General features: G+C 70.4%; 17 protein-coding genes. 14 read left to right on the forward strand and 3 right to left on the reverse strand.

Annotated features, from left to right (window positions below):
- The first annotated feature begins 7 nt into the window (after positions 1 to 7).
- The 4 genes from nuoL to recQ all read left to right on the forward strand — a co-directional run bounded on the left by nuoL (position 8) and on the right by recQ (position 7,430).
- The gene (nuoL, locus tag ACY0PA_RS24810; RefSeq protein ID WP_473079879.1) at positions 8 to 1,933 is read left to right on the forward strand and encodes an NADH-quinone oxidoreductase subunit L; all 1,926 of its coding nucleotides are present in this window, start codon (positions 8 to 10) and stop codon (positions 1,931 to 1,933) included.
- 5 nt (positions 1,934 to 1,938) lie between these two features.
- Positions 1,939 to 3,510: an NADH-quinone oxidoreductase subunit M gene (locus tag ACY0PA_RS24815; protein WP_473079880.1), complete on the forward strand. Its 1,572-nt coding sequence runs from the start codon at positions 1,939 to 1,941 to the stop codon at positions 3,508 to 3,510.
- The gene (gene nuoN, locus ACY0PA_RS24820; RefSeq protein WP_473079881.1) at positions 3,507 to 5,171 is read left to right on the forward strand and encodes an NADH-quinone oxidoreductase subunit NuoN; all 1,665 of its coding nucleotides are present in this window, start codon (positions 3,507 to 3,509) and stop codon (positions 5,169 to 5,171) included. The genes ACY0PA_RS24815 and nuoN overlap by 4 nt, the downstream gene beginning before the upstream one ends.
- 273 nt (positions 5,172 to 5,444) lie before the next feature.
- Positions 5,445 to 7,430 carry a DNA helicase RecQ gene (gene recQ, locus ACY0PA_RS24825; protein ID WP_473079882.1) on the forward strand — a complete coding sequence of 662 codons (1,986 nt, stop codon included), beginning with the start codon at positions 5,445 to 5,447 and terminating at the stop codon, positions 7,428 to 7,430.
- Positions 7,431 to 7,479: 49 nt separating this feature from the next.
- Here the strand turns inward: recQ and fahA are convergent, their stop codons facing one another.
- Positions 7,480 to 8,742, reverse strand: a complete 1,263-nt coding sequence (gene fahA / locus ACY0PA_RS24830) for a fumarylacetoacetase (protein ID WP_473079883.1) — start codon at positions 8,740 to 8,742, stop codon at positions 7,480 to 7,482.
- A 213-nt stretch (positions 8,743 to 8,955) separates the two neighbouring features.
- On the opposite strand from fahA, the gene ACY0PA_RS24835 reads away from it, so the two are divergent.
- From ACY0PA_RS24835 to ACY0PA_RS24845, 3 genes are all read left to right on the forward strand, one after another.
- A complete protein-coding gene (locus ACY0PA_RS24835) occupies positions 8,956 to 10,215 on the forward strand; it encodes a carboxylate--amine ligase (protein WP_473079884.1) in 1,260 nt (419 codons plus the stop codon).
- A 95-nt stretch (positions 10,216 to 10,310) separates the two neighbouring features.
- Positions 10,311 to 11,513 (forward strand): FAD-dependent oxidoreductase, encoded by a 1,203-nt coding sequence (locus ACY0PA_RS24840; RefSeq protein WP_473079885.1) that lies wholly within the window; start codon positions 10,311 to 10,313, stop codon positions 11,511 to 11,513.
- 88 nt (positions 11,514 to 11,601) lie between these two features.
- The gene (locus ACY0PA_RS24845; RefSeq protein WP_473079886.1) at positions 11,602 to 12,423 is read left to right on the forward strand and encodes an HAD family hydrolase; all 822 of its coding nucleotides are present in this window, start codon (positions 11,602 to 11,604) and stop codon (positions 12,421 to 12,423) included.
- A gap of 31 nt (positions 12,424 to 12,454) precedes the next feature.
- On the opposite strand, the gene ACY0PA_RS24850 is transcribed toward ACY0PA_RS24845, so the two are convergent.
- A complete protein-coding gene (locus tag ACY0PA_RS24850; RefSeq protein WP_473086412.1) occupies positions 12,455 to 14,455 on the reverse strand; it encodes a CocE/NonD family hydrolase in 2,001 nt (666 codons plus the stop codon).
- 28 nt (positions 14,456 to 14,483) lie between these two features.
- Positions 14,484 to 15,998 (reverse strand): peptide MFS transporter, encoded by a 1,515-nt coding sequence (locus ACY0PA_RS24855; protein WP_473079887.1) that lies wholly within the window; start codon positions 15,996 to 15,998, stop codon positions 14,484 to 14,486.
- A 224-nt stretch (positions 15,999 to 16,222) separates the two neighbouring features.
- Here ACY0PA_RS24855 and ACY0PA_RS24860 point away from each other — a divergent pair, with 224 nt between their 5' ends.
- The 7 genes from ACY0PA_RS24860 (at position 16,223) to ACY0PA_RS24890 (ending at position 24,153) form a co-directional block, all read left to right on the forward strand.
- The gene (locus ACY0PA_RS24860; protein WP_473079888.1) at positions 16,223 to 17,233 is read left to right on the forward strand and encodes a polyprenyl synthetase family protein; all 1,011 of its coding nucleotides are present in this window, start codon (positions 16,223 to 16,225) and stop codon (positions 17,231 to 17,233) included.
- An 82-nt stretch (positions 17,234 to 17,315) separates the two neighbouring features.
- Complete coding sequence (locus ACY0PA_RS24865) at positions 17,316 to 17,549, forward strand: DUF3455 domain-containing protein (protein WP_473079889.1); 234 nt, start codon at positions 17,316 to 17,318, stop codon at positions 17,547 to 17,549.
- Between the two features lie 231 nt (positions 17,550 to 17,780).
- Complete coding sequence (locus ACY0PA_RS24870) at positions 17,781 to 19,082, forward strand: LolA family protein (protein WP_473079890.1); 1,302 nt, start codon at positions 17,781 to 17,783, stop codon at positions 19,080 to 19,082.
- Between the two features lie 109 nt (positions 19,083 to 19,191).
- Complete coding sequence (locus tag ACY0PA_RS24875) at positions 19,192 to 20,148, forward strand: ABC transporter ATP-binding protein (protein ID WP_473079891.1); 957 nt, start codon at positions 19,192 to 19,194, stop codon at positions 20,146 to 20,148.
- On the forward strand, positions 20,135 to 21,049 hold the full coding sequence (locus ACY0PA_RS24880; RefSeq protein ID WP_473079892.1) for an ABC transporter permease: 915 nt from the start codon (positions 20,135 to 20,137) through the stop codon (positions 21,047 to 21,049). The genes ACY0PA_RS24875 and ACY0PA_RS24880 overlap by 14 nt, the downstream gene beginning before the upstream one ends.
- Before the next feature lie 321 nt (positions 21,050 to 21,370).
- Entirely contained in the window at positions 21,371 to 23,236 is a 1,866-nt protein-coding gene (locus ACY0PA_RS24885; protein WP_473079893.1) for an ABC transporter ATP-binding protein, read from the forward strand.
- The gene (locus ACY0PA_RS24890; protein ID WP_473079894.1) at positions 23,233 to 24,153 is read left to right on the forward strand and encodes a serine/threonine-protein kinase; all 921 of its coding nucleotides are present in this window, start codon (positions 23,233 to 23,235) and stop codon (positions 24,151 to 24,153) included. Before ACY0PA_RS24885 ends, ACY0PA_RS24890 begins: the two co-directional genes overlap by 4 nt.
- Positions 24,154 to 24,156: the final 3 nt, after the last annotated feature.

Raw genomic sequence — 24,156 nt, forward strand, 5'->3', positions numbered from 1 at the left:
CTGCACAGTGGAAAACCTGATTGCGCTGCTGGTAGCGGCGCCACTGCTCGGAGCGGCCGTACTGCTGTGCGGCGGACGGCGGCTGGACCGTGCGGGCCATCTGCTCGGCACGCTGTTCGCGGCCGCCTCCTTCGTCATCGGTGTCCTCCTCTTCGCCGACATGCTCGGCAAGGGTGTCGACGACCGCTCTTTCAGCCAGCACCTGTTCAGCTGGATCCCGGTCGAGGGCTTCCAGGCGGACGTCTCGTTCCAGCTGGACCAGCTGTCGATGACGTTCGTCCTCCTGATCACCGGTGTGGGCACGCTGATCCACATCTACTCGATCGGGTACATGGAGCACGACGAGCGGCGCCGCCGCTTCTTCGGCTACCTGAACCTGTTCCTCGCGGCGATGCTGCTCCTGGTCCTCGCCGACAACTACCTGCTCCTGTACGTCGGCTGGGAGGGCGTGGGCCTCGCCTCGTACCTCCTGATCGGCTTCTGGCAGCACAAGCCCAGCGCGGCGACCGCGGCGAAGAAGGCCTTCCTGGTCAACCGCGTCGGCGACATGGGCCTTTCGATCGCCGTCATGCTGATGTTCACGACGTTCGGGACATTCGCCTTCGGGCCGGTCCTGAAGGCGGCGGAGGACCACCAGGGCGGCGGCGCGACACTGACGGGCATCGCCCTGATGCTGCTGCTCGCCGCGTGCGGCAAGTCCGCCCAGGTGCCGCTGCAGTCCTGGCTCGGTGACGCGATGGAGGGCCCGACCCCGGTCTCGGCCCTCATCCACGCCGCGACCATGGTGACCGCCGGTGTCTATCTGATCGTCCGTTCCGGCGCGGTGTTCAACGCGTCGCCGGACGCACAGCTCGTCGTCGTCATCGTGGGTGCGGTCACGCTCCTGTTCGGTGCGATCGTCGGTTGCGCGAAGGACGACATCAAGAAGGCGCTGGCCGGCTCGACGATGTCGCAGATCGGGTACATGGTGCTGGCCGCGGGCCTCGGCCCCATCGGCTACGTCTTCGCGATCATGCACCTGGTGACGCACGGCTTCTTCAAGGCGGGCCTCTTCCTCGGCGCCGGTTCGGTCATGCACGGCATGAACGACGAGGTGGACATGAGGAAGTACGGCGCCCTCAGGAAGTACATGCCGGTCACGTTCGTCACGTTCGGGCTCGGCTACCTCGCGATCATCGGCTTCCCCGGTCTGTCCGGCTTCTTCTCCAAGGACAAGATCATCGAGGCGGCGTTCGCGAAGGGCGGCACGGAGGGCTGGATCCTCGGCTCGGTGGCCCTGCTCGGCGCGGCCATCACCGCGTACTACATGACGCGCGTGATGATCATGACCTTCTTCGGTGAGAAGCGCTGGCAGCCCACAGGGTCTGACAGCGGCTCCGCCGCGGGCTCGGGCCACGAGCCGCACCCGCACGAGTCGCCCAGATCCATGACGATCCCGATGATCGTGCTGGCCGTCGGATCGGTCTTCGCGGGTGGCTTCTTCAGCATCGGCGACCGCTTCCTGCACTGGCTGGAGCCGGTCACCGAGCACAGCCACGGGGACTCCCCGATCAGTGCCACGACCGTCACCACAGCCACGATGGTGGTCCTGGCGATCGGCGTGGGCCTGGCCTACCTCCAGTACGGCCGCCGCCCCGTCCCGGTCACCGCCCCGCGCGGCTCGCTGCTCACCCGGGCCGCCCGCCGTGACCTCCTCCAGGACGACTTCAACCACGTGGTCCTGGTCCGCGGCGGCGAGCACCTCACCCGCTCCCTGGTCTACGTCGACCACACCCTGGTCGACGGCGTGGTCAACGGGACGGCGGCCTCGGTCGGCGGGCTCTCCGGCCGGCTGCGCAAGCTCCAGAACGGCTACGCCCGCTCGTACGCCGTCTCGATGTTCGGCGGTGCGGCACTCATCGTCGCCGCGACCCTGCTGATGAGGGCGGTCTGATAGCAATGTCCTTTCCTCTGCTGACAGCGACGGCGGTGCTCCCCGCCGTGGGAGCCATCGCCACGGCTGCCGTACCGGCCGCGCGGCGCACGGCGGCGAAGTGGCTGGCGCTGCTCGTCTCGCTCGCCACGCTGGTGCTGGCCGCGGTCGTGCTCGTGCGCTTCGAGCCCGGCGGTGCCCGCTACCAGCTCACCGAATCCCACTCCTGGATCAAGGACTTCGGGGTGCGGTACGAGCTGGGCGTGGACGGCATCGCGGTGGCGCTCATCGCGCTCACCGCCCTCCTGATCCCGTTCGTGATCCTCGCGGGCTGGCACGACGCCGACCCGCAGGAGACGGGAAGTTCGAGGTGGCGCCCGACGCAGGGCTTCTTCGCCCTGATCCTCGGCGTCGAGGCGATGGTGATCATCTCCTTCGAGGCCACCGACGTCTTCCTCTTCTACATCTTCTTCGAAGCCATGCTCATCCCGATGTACTTCCTCATCGGCGGCTTCGGGGACCGCGCCCACGCGGGCAGCGACGAGAACGCGGCGGCCCAACGCTCGTACGCCGCCGTGAAGTTCCTGCTCTACAACCTCGTCGGCGGCCTCATCATGCTGGCGGCCGTGATCGGTCTCTACGTGGTGGCGGGGAACTTCTCGCTCCAGGAGATCGCCGCCGCGCGGGCCGACGGCTCGCTGCACATGGCGACCAGCACCGAGCGCTGGCTCTTCCTCGGCTTCTTCTTCGCCTTCGCGGTGAAGGCGCCGCTGTGGCCGCTGCACACCTGGCTGCCGAACGCGATGGGGGAGGCCGCCGCCCCGGTCGCCGTCCTCATCACGGCGGTGGTCGACAAGGTCGGCACGTTCGCGATGCTCCGCTTCTGCCTCCAGCTCTTCCCGGAGGCCTCGAAGTGGGCGACGCCGGTCATCCTCGTACTGGCCCTCATCAGCATCGTCTACGGGGCGCTGCTCGCGGTCGGCCAGCGGGACATCAAGCGCCTGGTGGCGTACGCGTCGATCTCGCACTTCGGGTTCATCGTCCTCGGCATCTTCGCGATGACGAGCCAGGGCCAGTCGGGCGCGACGCTCTACATGGTCAACCACGGGATCTCGACGGCCGCCCTGATGCTGGTGGCGGGCTTCCTGATCTCGCGCCGCGGCTCGCGCCTGATCGCGGACTACGGAGGCGTGCAGAAGGTCGCCCCGGTGCTCGCCGGCACGTTCCTGATCGGCGGCCTCGCGACCCTCTCGCTGCCGGGCCTCGCGCCCTTCGTGAGTGAGTTCCTGGTCCTGGTCGGCACGTTCTCGCGCTACCCGGTGATCGGGATCATCGCGACCTTCGGCATCGTGCTCGCCGCGCTCTACACGCTCGTCCTCTACCAGCGGACGATGACGGGCCCGGTGAAGCCGGAGATCTCGGCCCTGCCGGACCTGCGCGTGCGGGAACTCGCGGTGGTCGTCCCGCTGATCGCCGCGCTGATCTTCCTGGGCGTCTACCCGAAGCCGGTCACCGACCTGGTGAACCCGGCGGTCAAGCACACCCTGTCCGACGTACACAAGAAGGACCCGAAGCCAGCGGTGGAGGCGGCCAAGTGAGCGCAGCAGCCGTCCACAGCCTGTGGACAACGGCGGCCACAGCGCCGTTTAAAGATCAAATTACCAAGATCGACGCGCCGAAGATCGAATACGGCCAATTGTCGCCCACCCTGATCGTCATCGGTGTGGCGGTCCTCGGGGTCCTTGTCGAGGCGTTCGTGCCGCGCAAGTCCCGCTACTACGTCCAGGTGTTCCTCGCCGTCGTCGCCCTGGCCGCCGCGTTCGCCGCGGTGGTCGGGCTCGCGGCCGGCGGGTACGGCACCACGAAGGCGCACATCGCGGCCATGGGCGCCATCGCCGTCGACGGCCCGGCCCTGTTCCTCCAGGGCGTGATCCTGCTGACCGGCCTCGTCGCGATCTTCACCTTCGCCGAGCGCCGCCTGGACCCGGAGGCGCATGGCAATCGCGTCGACTCGTTCGCCGCGCAGGCCGCGTCCGTGCCCGGCAGCGACAGCGAGAAGGCCGCCGTGAAGGCCGGGTTCACCACCACCGAGGTGTTCCCGCTCGCGCTCTTCGCGATCGGCGGCATGCTGGTCTTCCCCGCGGCGAACGACCTGCTGACGCTGTTCATCGCCCTGGAAGTCTTCTCTCTCCCGCTCTACCTCCTGTGCGCCCTGGCCCGCCGCAAGCGGCTCATGTCGCAGGAGGCCGCGGTCAAGTACTTCCTCCTCGGCGCCTTCGCCTCGGCGTTCACCCTGTTCGGCATCGCCCTCCTGTACGGGTACGCGGGCTCGGTGACGTACGCGACGATCGCCGATGTTGTCGACGGATCGATCCAGAACATCGACCCGGCGCTCGCCGACACCATGGGGAACGACGCGCTGCTGCTCATCGGCGTCGCCATGGTCGTCATGGGCCTGCTGTTCAAGGTCGGCGCCGTGCCGTTCCACATGTGGACCCCGGACGTCTACCAGGGCGCGCCGACACCGGTCACCGGCTTCATGGCGGCCGCCACGAAGGTCGCCGCCTTCGGCGCCCTCCTGCGGCTCCTGTACGTCGTCCTGCCCGGCCTGCGCTGGGACTGGCGGCCGGTCATGTGGGCCATCGCGATCATCACGATGCTGGGCGGCGCGATCGTCGCGATCACCCAGACCGACATCAAGCGGCTCCTCGCGTACTCGTCGATCGCGCACGCCGGATTCATCCTCGCCGGTGTCATCGCCACCACGCCCGACGGCATCTCGTCCGTGCTCTTCTACCTGGGCGCGTACTCCTTCGTGACTGTCGGCGCGTTCGCCGTGGTGACGCTGGTCAGGGACGCCGGCGGCGAGGCCACGCACCTGTCGAAGTGGGCGGGGCTCGGACGCCGCTCGCCACTGGTCGCGGCCGTCTTCGCGGTGTTCCTGCTCGCCTTCGCCGGCATCCCGCTGACCTCGGGCTTCGCCGGAAAGTTCGCCGTGTTCAAGGCGGCGGCGGAGGGCGGGGCCGGTGCGCTCGTCGTGGTCGGTGTGATCTCGTCGGCCATCGCGGCGTTCTTCTACATCCGGGTGATCGTGCTCATGTTCTTCAGCGAGCCGAAGGCGGACGGCCCGACGGTCGCAGTGCCCTCGCCGCTGACCATGACCACGATCGCGGTGGGTGTGGCGGTCACGGTGGTGCTGGGCCTCGCGCCGCAGTACTTCCTGGACCTGGCGAACCAGGCGAGCGTGTTCGTGCGGTAACCACGTCACGCACGGTCGTCACCGCCCGGTGTCCCCGCGAGGGGGTGCCGGGCGGAGGCGTTCCGGGACCCCCGGCCGGGAGGTGACCTCGCCCCCAGCCTGTGGGCTGTGACTTCCCGGGGGACGACCCCCGGACCCCCAGCCGGGAGGTGACGTTGCCCCAGCCTGTGGATAACTTTTCGGGCTGTCGGTGCGGAGCCCTATCGTGGCAGCAGTGGTCGAACCACAAAGTATGGACGTACGGGGGACAGGGCGATGAATGGGATCGGTGGCATGAGCGAGGTGACGGAGCCCGGCGTGGCGACGGCGATGCGCGGCGGCGCGCTGGAGACGCTGCACCGCGTCTTCGGATATGACGCGTTCCGCGGCGAGCAGGAAGCGATCATCGACCATGTCGTGGACGGCGGGGACGCCGTCGTCCTGATGCCGACCGGCGGCGGCAAATCCCTGTGCTACCAGATCCCGGCCCTGGTCAGGCCCGGCACGGGCGTCGTGATCTCGCCGCTCATCGCCCTCATGCAGGACCAGGTGGACGCGCTGCGCGCGCTGGGCGTGCGCGCCGGGTTCATGAACTCGACGCAGGACTTCGACGAGCGCCGCACCGTCGAGGCCGAGTTTCTCGCGGGCGAGCTGGACGTCATCTATCTGGCGCCGGAGCGGCTGCGCCTCGACTCCACGCTCGACCTGCTCTCCCGCGGCAGGATCTCCGTCTTCGCGATCGACGAGGCGCACTGTGTGGCGCAGTGGGGGCACGACTTCCGCCCCGACTACCTGGCGCTCTCCGTCCTCGGCCGGCGCTGGCCGGACGTGCCGCGCATCGCGCTCACGGCGACGGCGACGCACGCCACGCACCAGGAGATCACCCAGCGCCTGGGCATGCCGGACGCGAAGCACTTCGTGGCGAGCTTCGACCGGCCCAACATCCAGTACCGGATCGTGCCGAAGGCGGACCCGAAGAAGCAGCTCCTCAGCTTCCTCAAGCAGGAGCACGAGGGCGACGCGGGCATCGTGTACTGCCTGTCGCGCAAGTCGGTGGAGGCGACGGCCGAGTTCCTCAGCCGCAACGGCATCGAGGCGGTCCCGTACCACGCGGGCCTGGACGCGGGCACCCGCGCGACGCACCAGTCCCGGTTTCTGCGCGAGGAGGGCCTGGTCGTCTGCGCGACCATCGCGTTCGGCATGGGCATCGACAAGCCCGATGTCCGGTTCGTCGCGCATCTCGACCTGCCGAAGTCCGTCGAGGGGTACTACCAGGAGACGGGCCGCGCCGGCCGTGACGGGCTCGCGTCCACGGCCTGGATGGCGTACGGGCTGCAGGACGTCGTCCAGCAGCGGAAGCTGATCAACATGGGAGAGGGGGACGAGGCGTTCCGGCGCCGGGCGGGGTCCCACCTCGACGCGATGCTGGCGCTGTGCGAGACGGCGCAGTGCCGCAGGTCCCAGCTCCTCATGTACTTCGGCCAGGAGCCGCAGGCGGCAAGCTGCGGCAACTGCGACACGTGCCTCTCGCCGCCGGAGACCTGGGACGGCACCGTCGCCGCTCAGAAGATCCTCTCCACGGTGGTGCGTCTCGACCGGGAGCGCAGGCAGAAGTTCGGCGCGGGTCAGGTCATCGACATCCTGATGGGCAGGCGCACGGCCAAGGTCATCCAGTTCGACCACGACCAGCTCTCCGTCTTCGGCATCGGCGAGGACCTGAGCGAGGCCGAATGGCGGGGCGTGGCACGGCAGTTGCTCGCGCAGGGGCTCATCGCGGTCGAGGGCGAGTACGGGACACTGGTGCTCACCGAGGAGAGCGGGAGCGTCCTCGGGCGCCGGCGGGAGGTGCGGCTGCGCAAGGAGGCGCCGCGCCCCGCCACGTCCCGGTCGGCCTCGCGGGACCGCAAGGCGAAGTCGCCCGCGGCGGACCTGCCGGAGCAGCTGCTGCCCGTGTTCGAGGCGCTGCGCGCGTGGCGCGGCGCGCAGGCGAAGGAGAACGGGGTCCCGGCGTACGTCATCTTCCACGACGCGACGCTCAAGGAGATCGCCCTCCAACACCCGACGTCCGTCGGCCAGTTGGGCGCGATCGGCGGCGTCGGCGAGAAGAAGCTGGCGACGTGGGGCGAGGGGGTGCTCGCCGTCCTGGCGGGCCTGGACGGCGCCGGTTCCAGCGCCCCGGCAGCCCCGGCAGCCCCGGCCGGCTCCGCCGCCGGGGAGGCGCCGGAGCCGGATCCCGGCTGGCCCGAGGACGAGCAGGAGCCCGAGGACATCGACTGGTGACGGTGGTGGCGCCGCCCTCAGGCCACTGACGGCGCCGCACCCAGGTCTCTTACACTGCGGCGCCCGCCACGATCCGCCCCGTCACTTCGCCGAGGCCCACGCGGGTGTTGTCCGGGCCCTGGGCCCACGCCGTCATCGTGACCACGTCACCGTTCTCGAGGAACGTTCGCTTGCCGTCGGGGAGTTCGATGGGGTCGCGGCCATTCCAGGTGATTTCGATGAGGGAGCCGCGTGCGTTCTCCGAGGCGCCGCTGATGGTGCCGGAGCCGTACAGGTCGCCCGTGCGCAGGGAGGCGCCGGCCACCGTCATGTGCGCCAGCATCTGCGCCGCCGTCCAGTAAAGGGAGGCGGAGGAGGTCTCGGAGATGACATGGCCGTTGAGGGTGACCGTGATGTGCAGGTCGTAGCCGCCGGGCTCGTCCGCGATGCCGTCGGCGGAGGGCGCCGAGTCGTCCAGGTACGGCAGCAGCGGGTATGTGCGCTCCGGGGGCGCCACGCGCGCCTCGTCCAGCGCGTCCAGCGGGGTGATCCAGGCCGAGACCGAGGTGGCGAACGACTTGCCGAGGTGCGGGCCGAGCGGCACGGTCTCCCAGGACTGGATGTCGCGCGCCGACCAGTCGTTGAGGAGGCAGAGCCCGAACACGTGGTCGCGGTACGCGGACAGCGGCACCGGCGTGCCCTGCGCGGACGGCGTCCCGACGACGAAGCCGAGCTCCGTCTCGATGTCGAGCCGCACCGACGGGCCGAAGACCGGGGCCGGGTCGGCCGGGGGCTTGCGCTGGCCCGAGGGGCGGACCACGTCCGTGCCCGAGACCACTACCGTGCCGGCGCGGCCGTGGTAACCCACCGGCAGATGCTTCCAGTTGGGCTTCAGGGGCTCCTCGTCCGGGCGGAACATCCGGCCCAGGTTCCGGGCATGGTTCTCCGAGGCGTAGAAGTCGACGTAGTCCGCGACCTCGAAGGGGATGTGCAAGGTGACATCGGCGAGCGGGTGCAGCAGGGGGCGCACGGTCTCGCGGTGGGCCGGGACCGTGACCCAGGCCGTGAGCGCGCGGCGCACGTCCGACCAGGCGGTGCGGCCCGCCGCCATGAGCGGGTTCAGGGTGGGACGGGCGAGCAGGGAGACGTAGGGCGAGCCGAGCGCGGCCGCCGCGGCGCCCGCGTCCAGCACGTACGAGCCGAGGCGCACGCCGACCCGGCGCGCTTCCACGGCCTCCCCCGGCAGGGAGAACACCCCGTACGGGAGGTTGTGCGGTCCGAAGGGGTCACCTTCGGGGAGGTCGAGGGGGGTGAGCGGGGTCTGCTCGGACATGCGTACCTGCCTCGCTTTCCATGTGGGTGGGCCACACGTTACGTGGGAGCGGCGCGTTGGGGCAGTGCCTAAAGAGTTCGCAATGTCCGGATAAGCCTTGCTGGAGTGGTCAATTCCGGCTTAGCGTCCTATCGGGGGACGCGGACGGGGTGGGTCCGGGTCCGAAGGGGGACAGGACACGTGGGGGGACCCGTGGCCAGGAGCGCCAGCAGCGTGCCGTTCGCATGCGATCGGGACGTGCCGGGCCTGATCGTCAAGTTCGGTCACTATCCACTGCATCACGGAGGAGTGGGAGCAATCCGCAGCCTGGGCCGCCTCGGCGTGCCCATGTACGCGATCACGGAGGACCGTTACACGCCCGCGGCGTCCTCGCGCTATCTGCGCCGGGCCTTTCCCTGGCGGACCACCGGGGCCGAGGAACCGGAGCGGCTCGTCGAGGGCATGCTGCGCGTCGCGCGCCGGATCGGCAGGCCCGCAGTCCTGATCCCGACCGACGAAGAGGCGGCTGTCCTCATCGCCGAGCACCAGGAAGAGCTGGCGGACGGGGGGAAATTCCTGTTCCCCCGCGTCGAGCAGGACCTGCCGCGCCGCCTCGCCAGCAAGCAGGGGCTGCACGAACTGTGCGTGGAGCACGGCGTCGCGTCGCCGGCGGCCTCGTTCCCCGAGTCGTACGCCGACATCGAGGAGTTCGCCGAGTCGGCCCGCTTCCCGGTGGTCGCCAAGAACCGGGAGGCGTTCACCCGCCGCAAACAGCCCGCGGTGAACGGCACGACGAAGATCGCCACCCCCGAGGGCCTGCTCGAACTCGCCCGCGACTGGGGCGGGCGGCCCGGCGTGATCCTCCAGGAGTATCTGCCGAGGGAGCAGGCCGAGGACTGGATCGTGCACGCGTACTTCGACGCGGACTCGACACCGCTGGCCCTGTTCACCGGCGTCAAGGTGCGCTCCTGGCCGCCGCACGCGGGCATGACGGCGAACGCATACGTCGTCGACAATCCGGAACTCGCGGACCTCGCCGCGCGTTTCATCAAACAGATCGGCTTCACCGGCGTCATCGACCTCGACCTGCGCTTCGACCGGCGCGACGGCCAGTACAAGCTCCTCGACTTCAATCCGCGCATGGGCGCCCAGTTCCGGCTCTTCGAGAGCGAGTCCGGGGTCGACGTCGTCCGTGCCATGCATCTCGACCTGACCGGCCGCGCCGTCCCGGAGGGGGAACAGCGCGCGGGCCACCGGTACGTGGTGGAGAACATCGACCTGCCCGCTCTCATCGCCTACCGCCGCAGCGGCTACACGACCCCGCACGCCCCCGCCCGCGCCACGGGCACGGAGCTCGCCTGGCTCGCCACCGACGATCTGCGGCCCCTGTTCACGATGCTTGCCCGCTTCGCGGGCCCAGGAGCCCGCCACCTCCACCAGCTGTGGCGGACCAACCGCCGAGGCAGCGGCACGACCGGGACCAGGACCAAATAGCGCACGACCACCACTGAGTACCAAGTACCCAGCACCAAGTACCAAGTGTCAACGCGAAGTAGGAAGCAATTGTTCTTCCCTGGGGAGGGGACTTCGTGATTCATCCGGTAGCTGTCATCGGAGCGGGCCCGTACGGCCTGTCGACCGCCGCCCATCTGCGGGCACGCGGCATTCCGGTACGCGTCTTCGGCGACCCCATGGTGAGCTGGCGCTCGCACATGCCCGCGGGAATGCTCCTGAAGTCCGTGCCGTCCGCCTCGAACATCGACGCCCCGCAGCGCGGCCACGACCTCGTCGACTACTGCGACGCCGCAGGGATCCCGCGCCTCGTGACGGACGAGGACATCGTCCCGGTCGAGACGTTCGTTGCCTACGGGGACTGGTTCCAGCAGAAGCTCGTGCCCGACCTGGAGCGGGTCAGGGTCGTGTCGGTGGACCGGCGCGGACACGAGAACTTCGAGGTCAAGCTGGACTCCGGCGAGCAGTTCACGGCCCGCGCGGTCGTCGTCGCCACCGGCCTCTCGGGCCTCGACCACCTGCCGCACGAGCTCGCCGCGGCGGCGCCCGACGGCCCCGCCCCCACAGGACCTGTCTCCCACAGCTCGCAGCACCACGACCTGTCCCGTTTCTCCGGCAGGGAACTCATCGTCGTCGGCGCCGGGCAGTCCGCCCTGGAGACCGCCGCGCTCGCCGCAGAGGCCGGGGCGAGCGTGCGGATCGTGGCGCGCGGCCAGGGCTCCGTACGATTCGGCGCGCCGCCGTGGGAGCAGCCGAAGCTGCGCCCCGAGACGCCGTTCGGCCGGGCCTGGTCGCTGTACGCGCTGACGTACTACCCGCACCCGTACCGCCGTCTCCCGCCGCAGGCACGGCACTTCCTCGTCCGGCGGGTGCTCGGGCCGCTCGGGGCGTGGTGGCTGCGCGAGCGGTTCGAGGACAAGGTGCGGGTGCGCGAGGTGGAAGGAATCGTGGGGTCCGCCGCGGCGGACGGAGGCGCGGCCCTCACGGTGCGGGCCCCCGGCGGGCGCCGCGAGGAGCTGACCGCGGACCACGTCATCGCCGCGACCGGCTACCGCGTGGACCTCGCCGCGATGGACTTCCTCGGCGACGGTCTGCGGACCCGCATCGCCGCCAGCCGGGGCACCCCCAAGCTGGGGGCGGGCTATGTGTCCTCGGTGCCGGGGCTCTACTTCACGGGCATGCTGGGCGGGTCGTCGTTCGGGCCGGTGATGAGGTTCGTGTGCGGCACCGAGTTCGCGTCGCCGCGGCTGGTGAAGCATCTCGCGGCGGCACACGCGTGAGGCGCCCCGCGCTGGGATGAACGGGAGGGGCGCCGGAGGGAGCGACCGGGCGGAGTGACCCGGCGGAGCGGTCCGTATTCTCTCGATCATGCCCGCTCCGTTGCGCTCCGCTCCGTTCGAACTCATCGCCACAGACCTGGACGGGACGCTGCTGCGCGGCGACGACACGGTCTCCGAACGGACGCGCGACGCCCTCGCGGCCGCGGCAGCCGTGGGGGCCCGGCACCTCGTGGTGACGGGACGGCCCGCGCCGCGCGTGCGGCCGCTGCTCGGTGAGCTCGGCGGCACCGGCCTCGCGGTCTGCGCCCAGGGCGCCCAGTTGTACGACGCGGCGACGGACCGCATCGTGTGGTCCCTGACCCTCGACCGCGACCTCGCCGAGCAGGCCCTCGGCAAGATCGAGGCCGAGGTCGGCCAGGTCGACGCGGCGGTCGATCAGGACGGTAGGGACGGTCTGACGCTCATCGAGCCGGGCTATGTGATGCCGCACCCCACGCTCCCCGCCGTGCGGATCGAGCGCCGCGAGGAGCTGTGGGCCGAGCCCATCAGCAAGGTGCTGCTCCGTCATCCCCGGCTGAGCGACGACGAGTTGGCGACGGCGGCCCGGGCGGCCGTCGGCGATCTGGCGACGGTCACCATGTCGGGCCCCGGCACCGTGGAGCTCCAGCCGTGCGGCGTCACCAAGGCGACGGGGCTCGCGCTGGCCGCCGAACGGCTCGGTGCGACGCCGGAGCGCACGATCGCCTTCGGTGACATGCCGAACGACCTGCCGATGTTCGCGTGGGCCGGCCACGGCGTCGCCATGGCCAACGCCCACGCCGAACTCAGGGCGGCGGCCGACGAGGTGACCCTGTCCCATGAGGAGGACGGGGTCGCCGTGATCCTCGAACGCCACTTCGTACGACGCTAGCCACGCGCCCCGTCGGCCCGGCGCCGCACGCTCACCCCGCCGTACGCGGAATCCGCTGCTCCCATGTCCGGTGGAAGACCACCTCGCCGCCGTCCCGGCACACCACCTCGTTGCTGGTGATGAAGTCCGTCGCGTCGCAGGCGATTTCGGAGCGGGTCTTGACCGTCACGTCCCATGCCAGCTCGGGCCGGTGCAGGCGGATCGACCAGTCGGAGCGGGTGCGCGCGCTGAGTGGGTCCGCCTCCTGGATGACGTACGTCTCCACGGCGTCCTCGGTGAATTCGAGGCCGTCGGGGTAGACCCGGGTGCCGCCGTAGCGCGGGTCGACCTCGAGGCGCCATTCGCCCTTGGCGACGTCGCGGACGCACAGGCGCTCGGGGCGCTGTTCGTCCAGGGTGGCCGGGTAGACGACGCCCATCGGCTCGGACTGTTCGGGCCGCTCGAAGCCGATGTCGGCGCCGTTCTCTGCGTCGACCATCCTGACCGGCAGTTCGAGGGTGCTGCCCGCCGGGTCGAGGGTGAAGCCGGCCTCGGATCCGGGCTGCGGCCAGATCCACGGCCAGTACGCGGACGACACCGCGAGCCGGATGCGGTGCCCGGCCGGGAAGGTGTGGCCGATGCCGTTCAGCTCGAAGTCGACCTCGTCCGTGGTGCCGGGGGGCCAGTCGACGGCCTTGTCGCGGCCCTCGCGCGAGGACAGGTTCAGGACGCCGCGTGTGACCAGCGTGGACGAGCCGTCGGGCGCCACGTCGCACACCCGGACGGCGACCTGCCCGCGCGGTACCTCGCTGGTGATCCGCAGCGACACCCGCGGCCGGCCGAGGACCTGCAGCTCCGCGGGCACCTCGAACTCGAAGCACGCCGACTTCGCGTCCTCGTCCCGCTGGTCCGGCGGCAGGTCCGCGTCGTTGCCGAAGGGGAAGAAGCGGCCCGCGTCCAGGCCCGTCTGCTGGGGCGACTTCACGATCACGGGCGGGCCCTGAAGGGCGTACGCGAGGGGCGCGACGTTCGGGGACGGCCAGGACGGGTCGCCGACCCAGTGGCCGGGCAGCGTCGGGTGGACGGTGGCGGGCGGGTGCGAGTCGCTGATCCAGGAGCGGAGTTTGGGCTCCGCCATGACGCCGTTGTCGGCGCCCTTGAGGTGGTGGTCCCACCAGCGGAGGGTCTCCTGGAGGAAGCCGATCGCGGGGCCCGGCGGCAGGCCGCGGTCCGGGTACTGGTGCGACCAGGGGCCGATGATGCCGCGTACCTGCTGGTCGGGCAGGTTCTCGACCAGGCGCAGGACGGTGTCGCGGTACGGGTCGTGCCAGCCGCCCACGGCGAGGACGGCCGCGCGTACGGCGGTGTAGTCCTCGCAGATGCTGCCGTGCTGCCAGTAGGCGTCGCGCGTCTGGTGGCCGAGCCAGGTGTGGATGAAGGGGTCGACCGCTTCGAGGCGCTTCAGCCACATGTCGCGCCAGCCCTCGCCGACGAACTGGGGGTCGGGCGGCCGCGACACGAAGGCGAGCATGGTCGCCGCCCACGCGTGCATGTCCACCGCGAGGACGGAACCTCCCATGTAGTGCACGTCGTTGTCATAGCGGTCGTCTGTCGAGCAGACCGTGACGACCGCCTTGAGCGGCTCGGGTGCGAGGGCCGCGATCTGGAGGGAGTTGAAGCCGCCCCAGGAGATGCCGAACATGCCGACCTTGCCGCTGCACCAGGGCTGTGCGGCCAGCCAGTTGACGACGGCGACCCCGTCCGCGAGCTCCGTCGAGTCGTACTCGTCGCCGGGCAGGCCCTCCGAGTTGCCGTGCCCGCGTACGTCGACACGTACGGAGGCGTAGCCGTGGCCCGCGTACCAGGGGTGGCGCTGCCAGTCGCGCGGCGCCGTCCAGTCGCTGAGGCGGTACGGGAGGTACTCGAGGATGGCGGGCACCGGCTCGTCGGTCACCGGACGCCAGATGCGGGCGAACAGTGTGGTGCCGTCCGGCAGGGGTACGCGAACGTCCTCGCGGGTCGTCTCGTAGGGGAAGGAGGTGCGGATGGTGATGGCCGGGGTTTCTGACATGGGAGTTACCTCAGTGAACGGGGTGCATGGTCCTGCGCAGCCACGGCGCGAGCGCGATCACGGCCAGGCCGAAGACGACGGCGATGGCGCCGTTTACGCCGAAGTACGCGGGATTGGAGACCTCGCCGTAGAGCTTCACTGTCTGTGCCTGGATGCCGTTGGCGAGGGCGAGCGACAGGAACCAGAGGGACATGGTCTGGCTGGAGAATGCCTTCGGGGCGAGCTTCGTCGTCGCCGACATGCCGGAGGTCTCCAGAAGGATGTCGCCGAGGCCGAGCAGCAGATACGAGCCGACGATCCACCAGGCGGCCATCTTGTAGGTGTCCCCGCTGTGGCCCGAGGTGGGGATGACCATGAGGAGGAACGACAGACCGCCCAGGATCACACCGAACGCGATCTTGTTGGAGGCATGCGGCTGGCGCGGCCCCATCCGGGCCCACAGACCGGCCACCACGGGGGCGAGCGCGACCTCGAAGGCGCCGAGCGCGGACGCGTACCAGCCGGCGGGGAAGTGGAAGCCGAGGATCTCGGTCCTGGCGTTCGTCGAGGCCAGCAGGATCATCGTCGAGTACGCCTGGAACAGGATGAAGTTGAAGACCACGGAGGCCAGGAAGAGCACGACGTACGGCTTGAGCCTGCCGCGCTCCTCGGCGCTCACGCGAGGGCTGCGGAACATGACCGCGAAGTACACGACCGGCGCGATGACCGAGATGACCGTGAGGACGTCCACGAAGCGGCCCATCGTCAGCCAGCCGGCCCGGACGAGGATCACGGCGAGTACGGCGACGACAGCCGCGCCCGCGATCATCATCCGGACGGCGCGTCGCATCCCTTCGGGCGGCAGCGCGTACTCGGCGGCGTGTTTGCGCCCGGCCAGGTGACGTCGCCCGGCGACGTACTGGACGAGTCCGAACGTCATGCCGATCGCGGCGGCCGAGAAGCCCCAGTGCCAGCCCTTGTGGTCGCCGAGCCAGCCGGTGACCAACGGGCCCGCGAAGGCGCCGATGTTGATGCCCATGTAGTACAGCGCGAAGCCGGCGTCGCGGCGCTCGTCGGCGGTGCGGTAGAGCTTGCCGACCATGGTGGCGACATTGGGTTTGACCAGGCCGGTTCCCGCGCTGATCAGGCCGAGGCCGACCCAGGTCATGGCCGCCGTCGGCACCGCCATCGCGTAGTGGCCGCAGGCGATCAGAATGCCGCCGTACAGGACCGCGCGGTACGAGCCGAGGATCCGGTCGGCGAGCCAGCCGCCCCCCACCGAGACGAGATAGACGAGAGTTCCGTAGGCTGCCGATACGGACGCCGCCGTTCCCGCGGACATGCCCAAGCCGCCGTGTGCCACCGTGTCCGCGAAGTAGAGGACGAGGATGGCCTGCATGCCGAGGAACGAGAAACGCTCCCAGACCTCGAGGCCCGACAGCGTGAGCAGGCCGCGCGGCTGGCCGAAGAACGCGTGGTCGTCGCCCGGCGGCGGCTGGTCGGTCAGCGGTTCGTTCGGATCGGCCTCGGCCGTGGTGCGGGACAAAAGCGGGACTCCCGGTCTGCTCGGTCGTATGAGCTGATCAAGAACATACCGGGGGTGTTCGTGGGTCGCTCGGCCCGGTCTGTGCGGGCAGGCCCCCACTGTGATCGAAACGCGACCGGATACGCTGACTTGAGTGATGGCAGCGACACATCGACAAACCGTGTCATCGACCAAATGATCGACCGAGTTCGCCATGTGATCGTCAGCAGACAGGAGAACCTCTCGTGACCGTCGTCGGGACTTTCGGTCTTAGCGTGCGGGACCAGGCTCTCGAAGCCGATGTCCAGGCCGGGTTGGCGGCTGTCGAGGAGGGTCTGCTCGAGGCAACGAAGAGCGGGGTCCCCTTCATCACGGAGGCCGCGCAGCATCTCGTCCGTGCGGGCGGCAAGCGCTTCAGGCCCCTCCTCGCGATGCTCGCCGCGCAGTTCGGCGATCCGTACGCGCCGGGTGTCGTGCCCGCCGCCGTCGTCGTCGAGCTCACGCATCTCGCGACGCTCTACCACGACGACGTGATGGACGAGGCCGACGTGCGCCGCGGCGTCGACAGCGCCAACACCCGCTGGGGCAACTCCGTCGCGGTCCTGACCGGCGACTTCCTGTTCTCGCGCGCCTCGCACATGCTGGCCGACCTCGGGCCCGAGGCCGTCCGCATCCAGGCGGAGGCCTTCGAACGCCTCGTCACCGGGCAGATCCTGGAGACGGCCGGACCGCGCGACGGCCGCGACCCGGTCGACCACTACCTCGACGTCCTGGGCGGCAAGACCGGCTCGCTGATCGCCGTGGCCGTGCGGTTCGGCGCGATGATGTCGGGCGCCGACGAGCGCATCGTGGACGTCCTCGCCCAGTACGGCGAGCGGCTCGGCGTCGCCTTTCAGCTCGCCGACGACGTCCTGGACATCGCCTCCGACTCGCACGAGTCCGGCAAGACCCCCGGCACCGACCTGCGCGAGGGCATCCCCACGCTGCCGGTCCTTCGGCTGCGCGAGCGCGCCGAGCAGCTCGGCCTGCCCGAGGACCGCGCCCTGTGCGAGCTCCTCGACTCCGACCTGACGGACGACGCGCGCCACGCCGAGGCGCTCGCACGACTGCGCGTCCACCCCGCCCTGGAGCAGGCCCGCAAGGACACGGTGCGGTACGCGGAGGAGGCGCGGGCGACCCTCGCGCCGCTGCCCGAGTGCGACGCGAAGGCGGCTCTCCTGGAGCTGTGTGACGCGGTGGTGCACCGGGCGGGCTGACGCCCTCCCGCCTCACCGGGCCGCCGCGCGCGGGCCGGTGAGGTCAGTGGCCGTTGCTGCTCGACCCCGGGACCGTGGTCCCTTGCGGGGTTCTCGCAAGACCCTGCTCATCAGCAGGACCCCGAACGGCGACGGGAACATCCCTGAGCTGGACCTCAGGGCCACGCAGACCGGCAAGCGGCACGGGCTGCTCTCCGGCACCGCCGAGATACCGCGCCTGAACACGGTCGGCTCAGTCGCCCCGGCGGGCAGCTGCGACCCCGGCACGGTCGTCGGCGTGCCGTACCGGGCCGACCACGTGTTCGTACAGCGCTGACCGACCCGCGGAACCTGCGGCATCTCCCCTACGGGATGGGGGAGGCGCCGCCCTCTCGTGTCATACCGCGGGAGTACGCGGAGTTGATCCTGGGGTCTGACGCTTCCGCCCGGACGATTTGGTCAGATTGATAGCACCACTCCCGACCAGTTCGGGTGAGAATGGCGGCTTGGGGTGGACAGACGAGCAAGGACGGTAGGCCGCCGCCCAACACGGAGGTAGGGCAACAACATGGCACCGTACGAATCCGAAAGCGCCGGTCGTCGCAAGGCGACCCGCTATGTGGTCCCGGTCGCGGTGGTGGGGGTGGCCGCGGCGACGATCGGGCTTGTCCCCGCGCTGGCCGACTCCGGCAACCCCGATCTGCCGAAGCTCAGCGCGCAGCAGCTCATCGAGAAGATCGCCAAGTCGGACGTGCAGCAGATGTCCGGCACGGTGAAGATCTCCACGGATCTCGGACTCCCGTCCCTGGGCGGTATGGCGGGCGGCTTCGCCCCGGGCGCCGGCGGCTCCTCGGACGGCGGGGACGGCAAGGCGGGCTCGTCCGCCGACCCGCAGTCCAAGCTGATGGAGCTCGCCTCCGGCACGCACACGCTGCGCGTCGCGGCGGACGGCCCCGACCGCCACAAGCTGTCGGTCCTGGACAACGCGGCCGAGTACAGCGTGATCCACAACGGCGACGAGGTCTGGGCCTACGACAGCGCGTCGAACGAGGCCTACCACGCCAAGGACGCCGCTGCCGGCGGTGACCGGGCCGAGAAGCACCGCAAGGGCGAGGCGCCGAAGGGCGTCCCGGCCACGCCCAAGGAGCTCGCGGACGAGGTCCTGAAGGCGTCCGGCAAGACGACGTCGATCTCGGTGGAGGGCACCTCGCAGGTCGCGGGGCGTGACGCGTACAAGCTGCTCGTCAAGCCGAAGCAGGCCGGTTCGACGGTCGGTGGGATCACCGTCTCGGTGGACGCGAAGACCGGTGTGCCGCTGAAGTTCACGCTGACGCCCGCGGGCGGCGGCAAGGCGGTCGTGGACGCGGGCTTCACCAAGGTGGACTTCGCCAAGCCGGCCGCTTCGACGTTCGACTTCACCCCGCCGAAGGGCACCAAGGTCACCGAGGGCGACGACCTCAAGGCGCAGGACAAGTCCCACGCGCCGAAGGACCTGCCGAAGGACCTGCCCAAGGACCTGCCCAAGGGAATGCCGAAGGACCTGCCCAAGGGAATGCCCAAGGAGCTGAGGGACGCTCAGGGCGGTGGCATGGACGACATGAAGGTCATCGGTGAGGGCTGGACGTCCATCGCCGAGCTGAAGCTGCCCGGCGGGCAGGGCCTGCCGACGGGCGGCTCGGGCTCGGGCGACGTCCCGCCGGAGGCGCAGAAGTTCATGGACGCGCTCGGCGACCATGTGACGGGCAAGTTCGGCTCGGGCACGGTCTTCTCGACCCGCCTGGTCAATGCGCTGATCACGGACGACGGCAAGGTCTACGCGGGCGCGGTCACCAAGGACGCGCTCGTGAAGGCGGCGAACGCGGCGCAGTAGCCGTACGCGGCACGAGAGTTGGCAGGCAGGAGTGGAGGCGCCGGTCCCGGTGCCTCCACTCCCGCACTCCACCAGAACCGACGGGCACGATGGGCACGAGGGGAGTGAGATGGCGGCGAGCACTGCCGAGGAGTCCGTGATCGAGACGCGGGCCCTCACCAAGCGCTACGGCGGCGACCAGCCGGCGGTCGACGGCCTCGACCTCACCGTCCCCGCCGGCAGCGTCTTCGGCTTCCTCGGGCCGAACGGCTCGGGCAAGACCACCACCATCCGCATGCTGATGGGCCTGATCGAGCCGACGTCCGGCGCGGCCGTCGTCCTCGGCCGCCCCATGCCCCGAGCGGCCCGCACGGTCCTCCCGCACGTCGGCGCGCTCATCGAGGGCCCTGCCCTGTACGGGTTCCTGTCCGGCCGGGACAACCTGATCCGGTACGACTCCGCCGACCCGGCCGCCGACCCCCGCACCCGGCGCGCCCGCGTCGCCACCGCCCTCGACCGGGTGGGCCTGACGGCCGCCGCGGGCAAGAAGGCGAAGGCGTACTCGCTCGGCATGAAGCAGCGCCTCGGGCTCGCGGCCGCGCTGCTCCAGCCCCGCAAGCTCCTCGTGCTCGACGAGCCGACGAACGGCCTCGACCCGCAGGGCATGCGCGAAATTCGTTCCCTGGTACGGGAGTTGGCGTCGGACGGCACGACCGTCTTCCTCTCCTCACACCTCCTCGACGAGATCGAGCAGGTCTGCACGCACGCGGCTGTGATGACGCGCGGCCGGCTCATCACGCAGGGCCCGGTCGCCGAGCTCGCGGCGGGCACCCGCGGCCGGCTCGTGGTCACGACCCCGGACCCCGGCGACGCGGCGCGCGTCCTGAAGGAGCGGGGCATCGCGGACCTGACCGTGACGGACGATCAGGTGACGGGCGAGCCGCCCGGTCCCGGCATCGACCTCGCCGAGCTGAACGCCGCACTGGTCACCGCGGGCGTCCGCGTCCGCGGCTTCGGACTCGAACGGGCGTCGCTGGAGGACGCGTTCGTGGCCCTGACGGGAGAGGGATTCGATGTCGCGGGCTGAGACCACGACCACGACCACGGCCGCCACCGTCACCGCCGCCGAGGACGCGGCGCCCGTGCGGAAGAGGATCTGGACGCTCGGCCTGTTCCGCAGCGAGCTGGTCACCACGTTCCGCCGCTGGCGCACGATCGCCCTGCTCGGGGTCCTGGCCGGGGTGCCGATCCTCGTCGGGATCGCCGTCAAGATCGAGACGAGCGGCGGTTCACAGGCCGCGGGCGGCGGCGGGGGAGGGCCCGCGTTCATCGCGCAGATCACCAACAACGGCCTGTTCCTGGTCTTCACCTCGCTCGCCGCGACGCTCCCGTTCTTCCTGCCGATGGCGGTCGGGGTGATCGCGGGCGACGCGATCGCCGGCGAGGCGAACGCGGGAACGCTGCGCTATCTGCTCGTCGCCCCGGCGGGCCGCACCCGCCTGCTGCTCACCAAGTACGCGACCACGATGACGTTCTGCCTGGTCGCGACGTTGGTCGTGGCGGCGACGGCGCTCGCCACGGGCGCCCTGCTCTTCCCGCTCGGCGACCTCGTCACGATCTCCGGCACGCGGATCGGCTTCGGCGAGGGTCTCGTACGGGCCCTGCTGATCGCCCTCGTCGTGGCCGCGTCACTCGTGGGGATCGCCGCGCTCGGACTGTTCGTCTCGACGCTCACGAACAGCGGGATCGCGGCGATGGCGACGACGGTGGGCCTGCTCATCACCGTCCAGATCCTCGACCAGATCCCCCAGCTGCACGCGATCCAGCCGTATCTGTTCTCGCACCACTGGCTGTCCTTCGCCGACCTGATGCGCGAGCCGGTCTACTGGGACGACCTGCTCAAGAACCTGGGCCTCCAGGGCCTGTACGCCGCCGTGTTCGGCTCGGCGGCGTGGGCGCGCTTCACGGCGAAGGACATCACGGCGTAGGGCCGGCCCGGCCCCAGCTGACCAGCGTCTGGCAAGAAATTTCCTGGAGGCGCCATCCCGTGCGCGCTCTCGGACGTATCCCTCATGGGGGATGCATCCAGGAGGGAACTTATGGCGATCTTCAGTCACCTCATTCCCGCAAAGCGCCGTGACCACAAGAAGGACAGGACCTCAAGGCACGACGACACCAGCGGCAAGCGCCGTCACCGTCGTCACCACCGCCATACCCGTGACGATCGTCACTGGTAACGCACACGGCTGAGTGGGCCGGAGCCGGCAACTCCGGTCCGCTGAGCCCGCGATCTTCTAGGAACCCATGCCATGGCGCGTGTCCCCCGGCATGTCCTGCGGCGTCTGCTGTCGGTGGGTGAGGATTCCGATGCCGTCGTCGCGGCCGCACCACCGGTGCCCCTGAGCGGGGTCTTCCGGCGTTTCTGGCCGTATACGCGCGGGGGCAGGCGCTGGCTGGTCGTCCTTCTGTGCTTCAGCCTGATCGGGCCGGTGCTCGACGGGGCCGAGGTCTGGATTTTCAAGATCGCGGTGGACGACGTGCTCGTCCCGCGCGACCTGAGCCCGTTCCTCTGGATCGCGCTCGCCTACCTGGGGCTCATTATCGGTTCCGGCGTGCTGGGCTTCGCCGACGACGTGACGTCCACCTGGGTCAGTGAGCGATTCCTGCTGGCTCTGCGGGCGGATGTGTTCCGGCATGTCCAGAGCCTCTCGCTGGGGTTCTTCGAACGCCGGCGGCTGGGCGACGTGCTGTCGCGTGTCACGGGCGATGTCGACGCGGTCGAGACGTTCCTCCTGTCGGGCGTGGCGAACGCCCTCTATTACGTGGTCGAGGTGGGCGTCTTCCTCGGTCTGCTCTTCTACCTGCAGTGGGATCTGACCCTCCTCGCGCTCGTCATCGTGCCGCTGTTCTGGAGTGCGGCCCGCCACTTCTCCCGACTGATCAAGGACGCGTCACGGGAGCGTAGACGCCGGAGCGGTTCGCTCAGCGCGATCGCCGAGGAGTCGCTCGGCAACGTCGCACTGGTACAGGCGTACAACCGGCAGGGCTGGGAGGAGCGCCGGTTCGAGCGCGAGAGCGTGGGCAAGTTCCGGGCGGCGATGACGTCGGCACGGATCCGCGCCGTCTACGGGCCGATCGTCGAGATCATCGAGGTGAGCGGCGCGCTGGCCGTCATGGCGCTGGGTACGTGGAAGCTGGCGCAGGGGCAGCTCACACTGGGCGGCTTGCTGGTCTTCCTCGCGCTGATCAGCAAGCTCTACGGTCCGCTCCGCGACCTGTCCCAGCTCAGCAACACGTTCTACGCGGCGTCCGCCTCCGCCGAGCGGATCATCGAGTTGCTCGACCAGCGCCCCCAGGTCGTCGAGGCCGCCGGAGCCCGGCGGCTCGGGGGTGCCCGCGGAGATGTGGAGTTCGAGGGCGTCTCCTTCCGCTATCCGGGCACGTCCCGGTGGGCACTCGCAGGCGTGTCGTTCCGAGCGGCGCCCGGCGAGACGCTGGCGCTGGTCGGGCCGAGCGGTGCCGGCAAGTCCACCGTCGCGAAGCTGCAGCTGCGCTTCTACGACCCGGATCAGGGCACGGTCCGCATCGACGGAACCGACCTCAGAGACCTGCGGCTGTCCGAGGTGCGGGAAAGCGTCGCGGTGGTCCTGCAGGAGACGCTGGTCTTTCACGGCACCGTGCGGGAGAACATCGCCTACGGCCGCCCGGAGGCGACGGAGGCGGACATCGTCGCCGCGGCCCGCGCCGCCGACGCCCACGAGTTCATCCGGCTGCTTCCGGAGGGCTACGACACCGTGGTGGGCCAGCACGGCCGAACGCTGTCCGGTGGGCAGCGCCAGCGCCTCGCGATCGCCCGCGCGATGATCAGGGACGCTCCCGTGCTCCTGCTCGACGAACCGACCACCGGCCTTGACGCCCGGTCGGGTCGGCGGATCATGGAACCGCTGCGCCGGCTCATGGCCGGGCGGACCACCATCGTCATCTCGCACAATCTGCTCACCGTGCGCGACGCCACCCGCATCGTCGTGCTCGACCACGGCCGGGTGGTCGAGCGCGGAACACACGAAGACCTGCTGGCGCACGGCGGGACCTACGCCCAGCTGCACCGCCTGAACGCGGGGACCGACCACAGCACCTTCGCCGCCTCCCCGCCCGCCGAGAAGGTGCGGTCATGAGCCGGGCCACCGCGCCACCGCCTCCGCCCCTGATTCCCGGAACGAAACCCGCGCCGGGCTTCGAGATCCTGGCGCACCTGGCGCGGACCGGCTGGCTCGACCTGTACGACGCCTGGAGCGAGGAACGGGACTGCCGGTGCGTCGTCAAGGTCCTCCGCCCCGACCGCCGCCACGAGGAACGACTGCGTGAGCGGCTGCTGCGTGAGGGCCGCTGGCTCCATGCCTTCACCCATCCGCACCTGGTCCGCGCGTACGACACCTTCGAGTTCCCCGAGCCGCTCGTCGTACTGGAAACCCTGACCGGTGAGACGCTGTCCCACCTCATCCACCGGTTGCGGCGCCGGCCGGCCTCCGAGGACGTGGCCCTCCTCGGCGTGCACCTGTGTTCCGCGATGCACTACCTCCATGGTCAGGGCCTGCTGCACCTCGACCTCAAGCCGTCCAACGTCGTGGTCGACTGCGGGCACGCCAAGGTCCTCGACCTGAGCGTCGCACGGCCGCCCGGCATCGCTCCCGCGGGCGTCGGCACGTTCTGCTATCTCGCACCCGAGCAGGCGCACGGCGGGCCGCTGACGGCCGCCGCCGACGCATGGGGCATCGGTGTCACGTTGTACGAGGTCGCCACCGGCGGCCTGCCGTACGACTGCGGTGAGACCGGGGACGGGGACGGGGAGGGGGCGGAGACGGGGGCAGAGGCTGGAAGCGGGACCGTAGACGACACGACCGGCCGGGACGACTGGTATCCGCAGCTCGAGGAACCTGCCTCGCCGATCCGGTCCCGCCGACGCCTGCCGCGGGACCTCGCCACGGCCATCGACGGCTGCCTGCGGCCCGATCCGGCAGCCCGGCCCACCATCGGGGAACTCGCCGCCGCTTTCGACGCGGCGCTGCCGTGGCATCGACGCCAGGTGCCATAGGCA

It is taken from the genome of Streptomyces sp. DS1-CR2, from assembly GCF_055760475.1.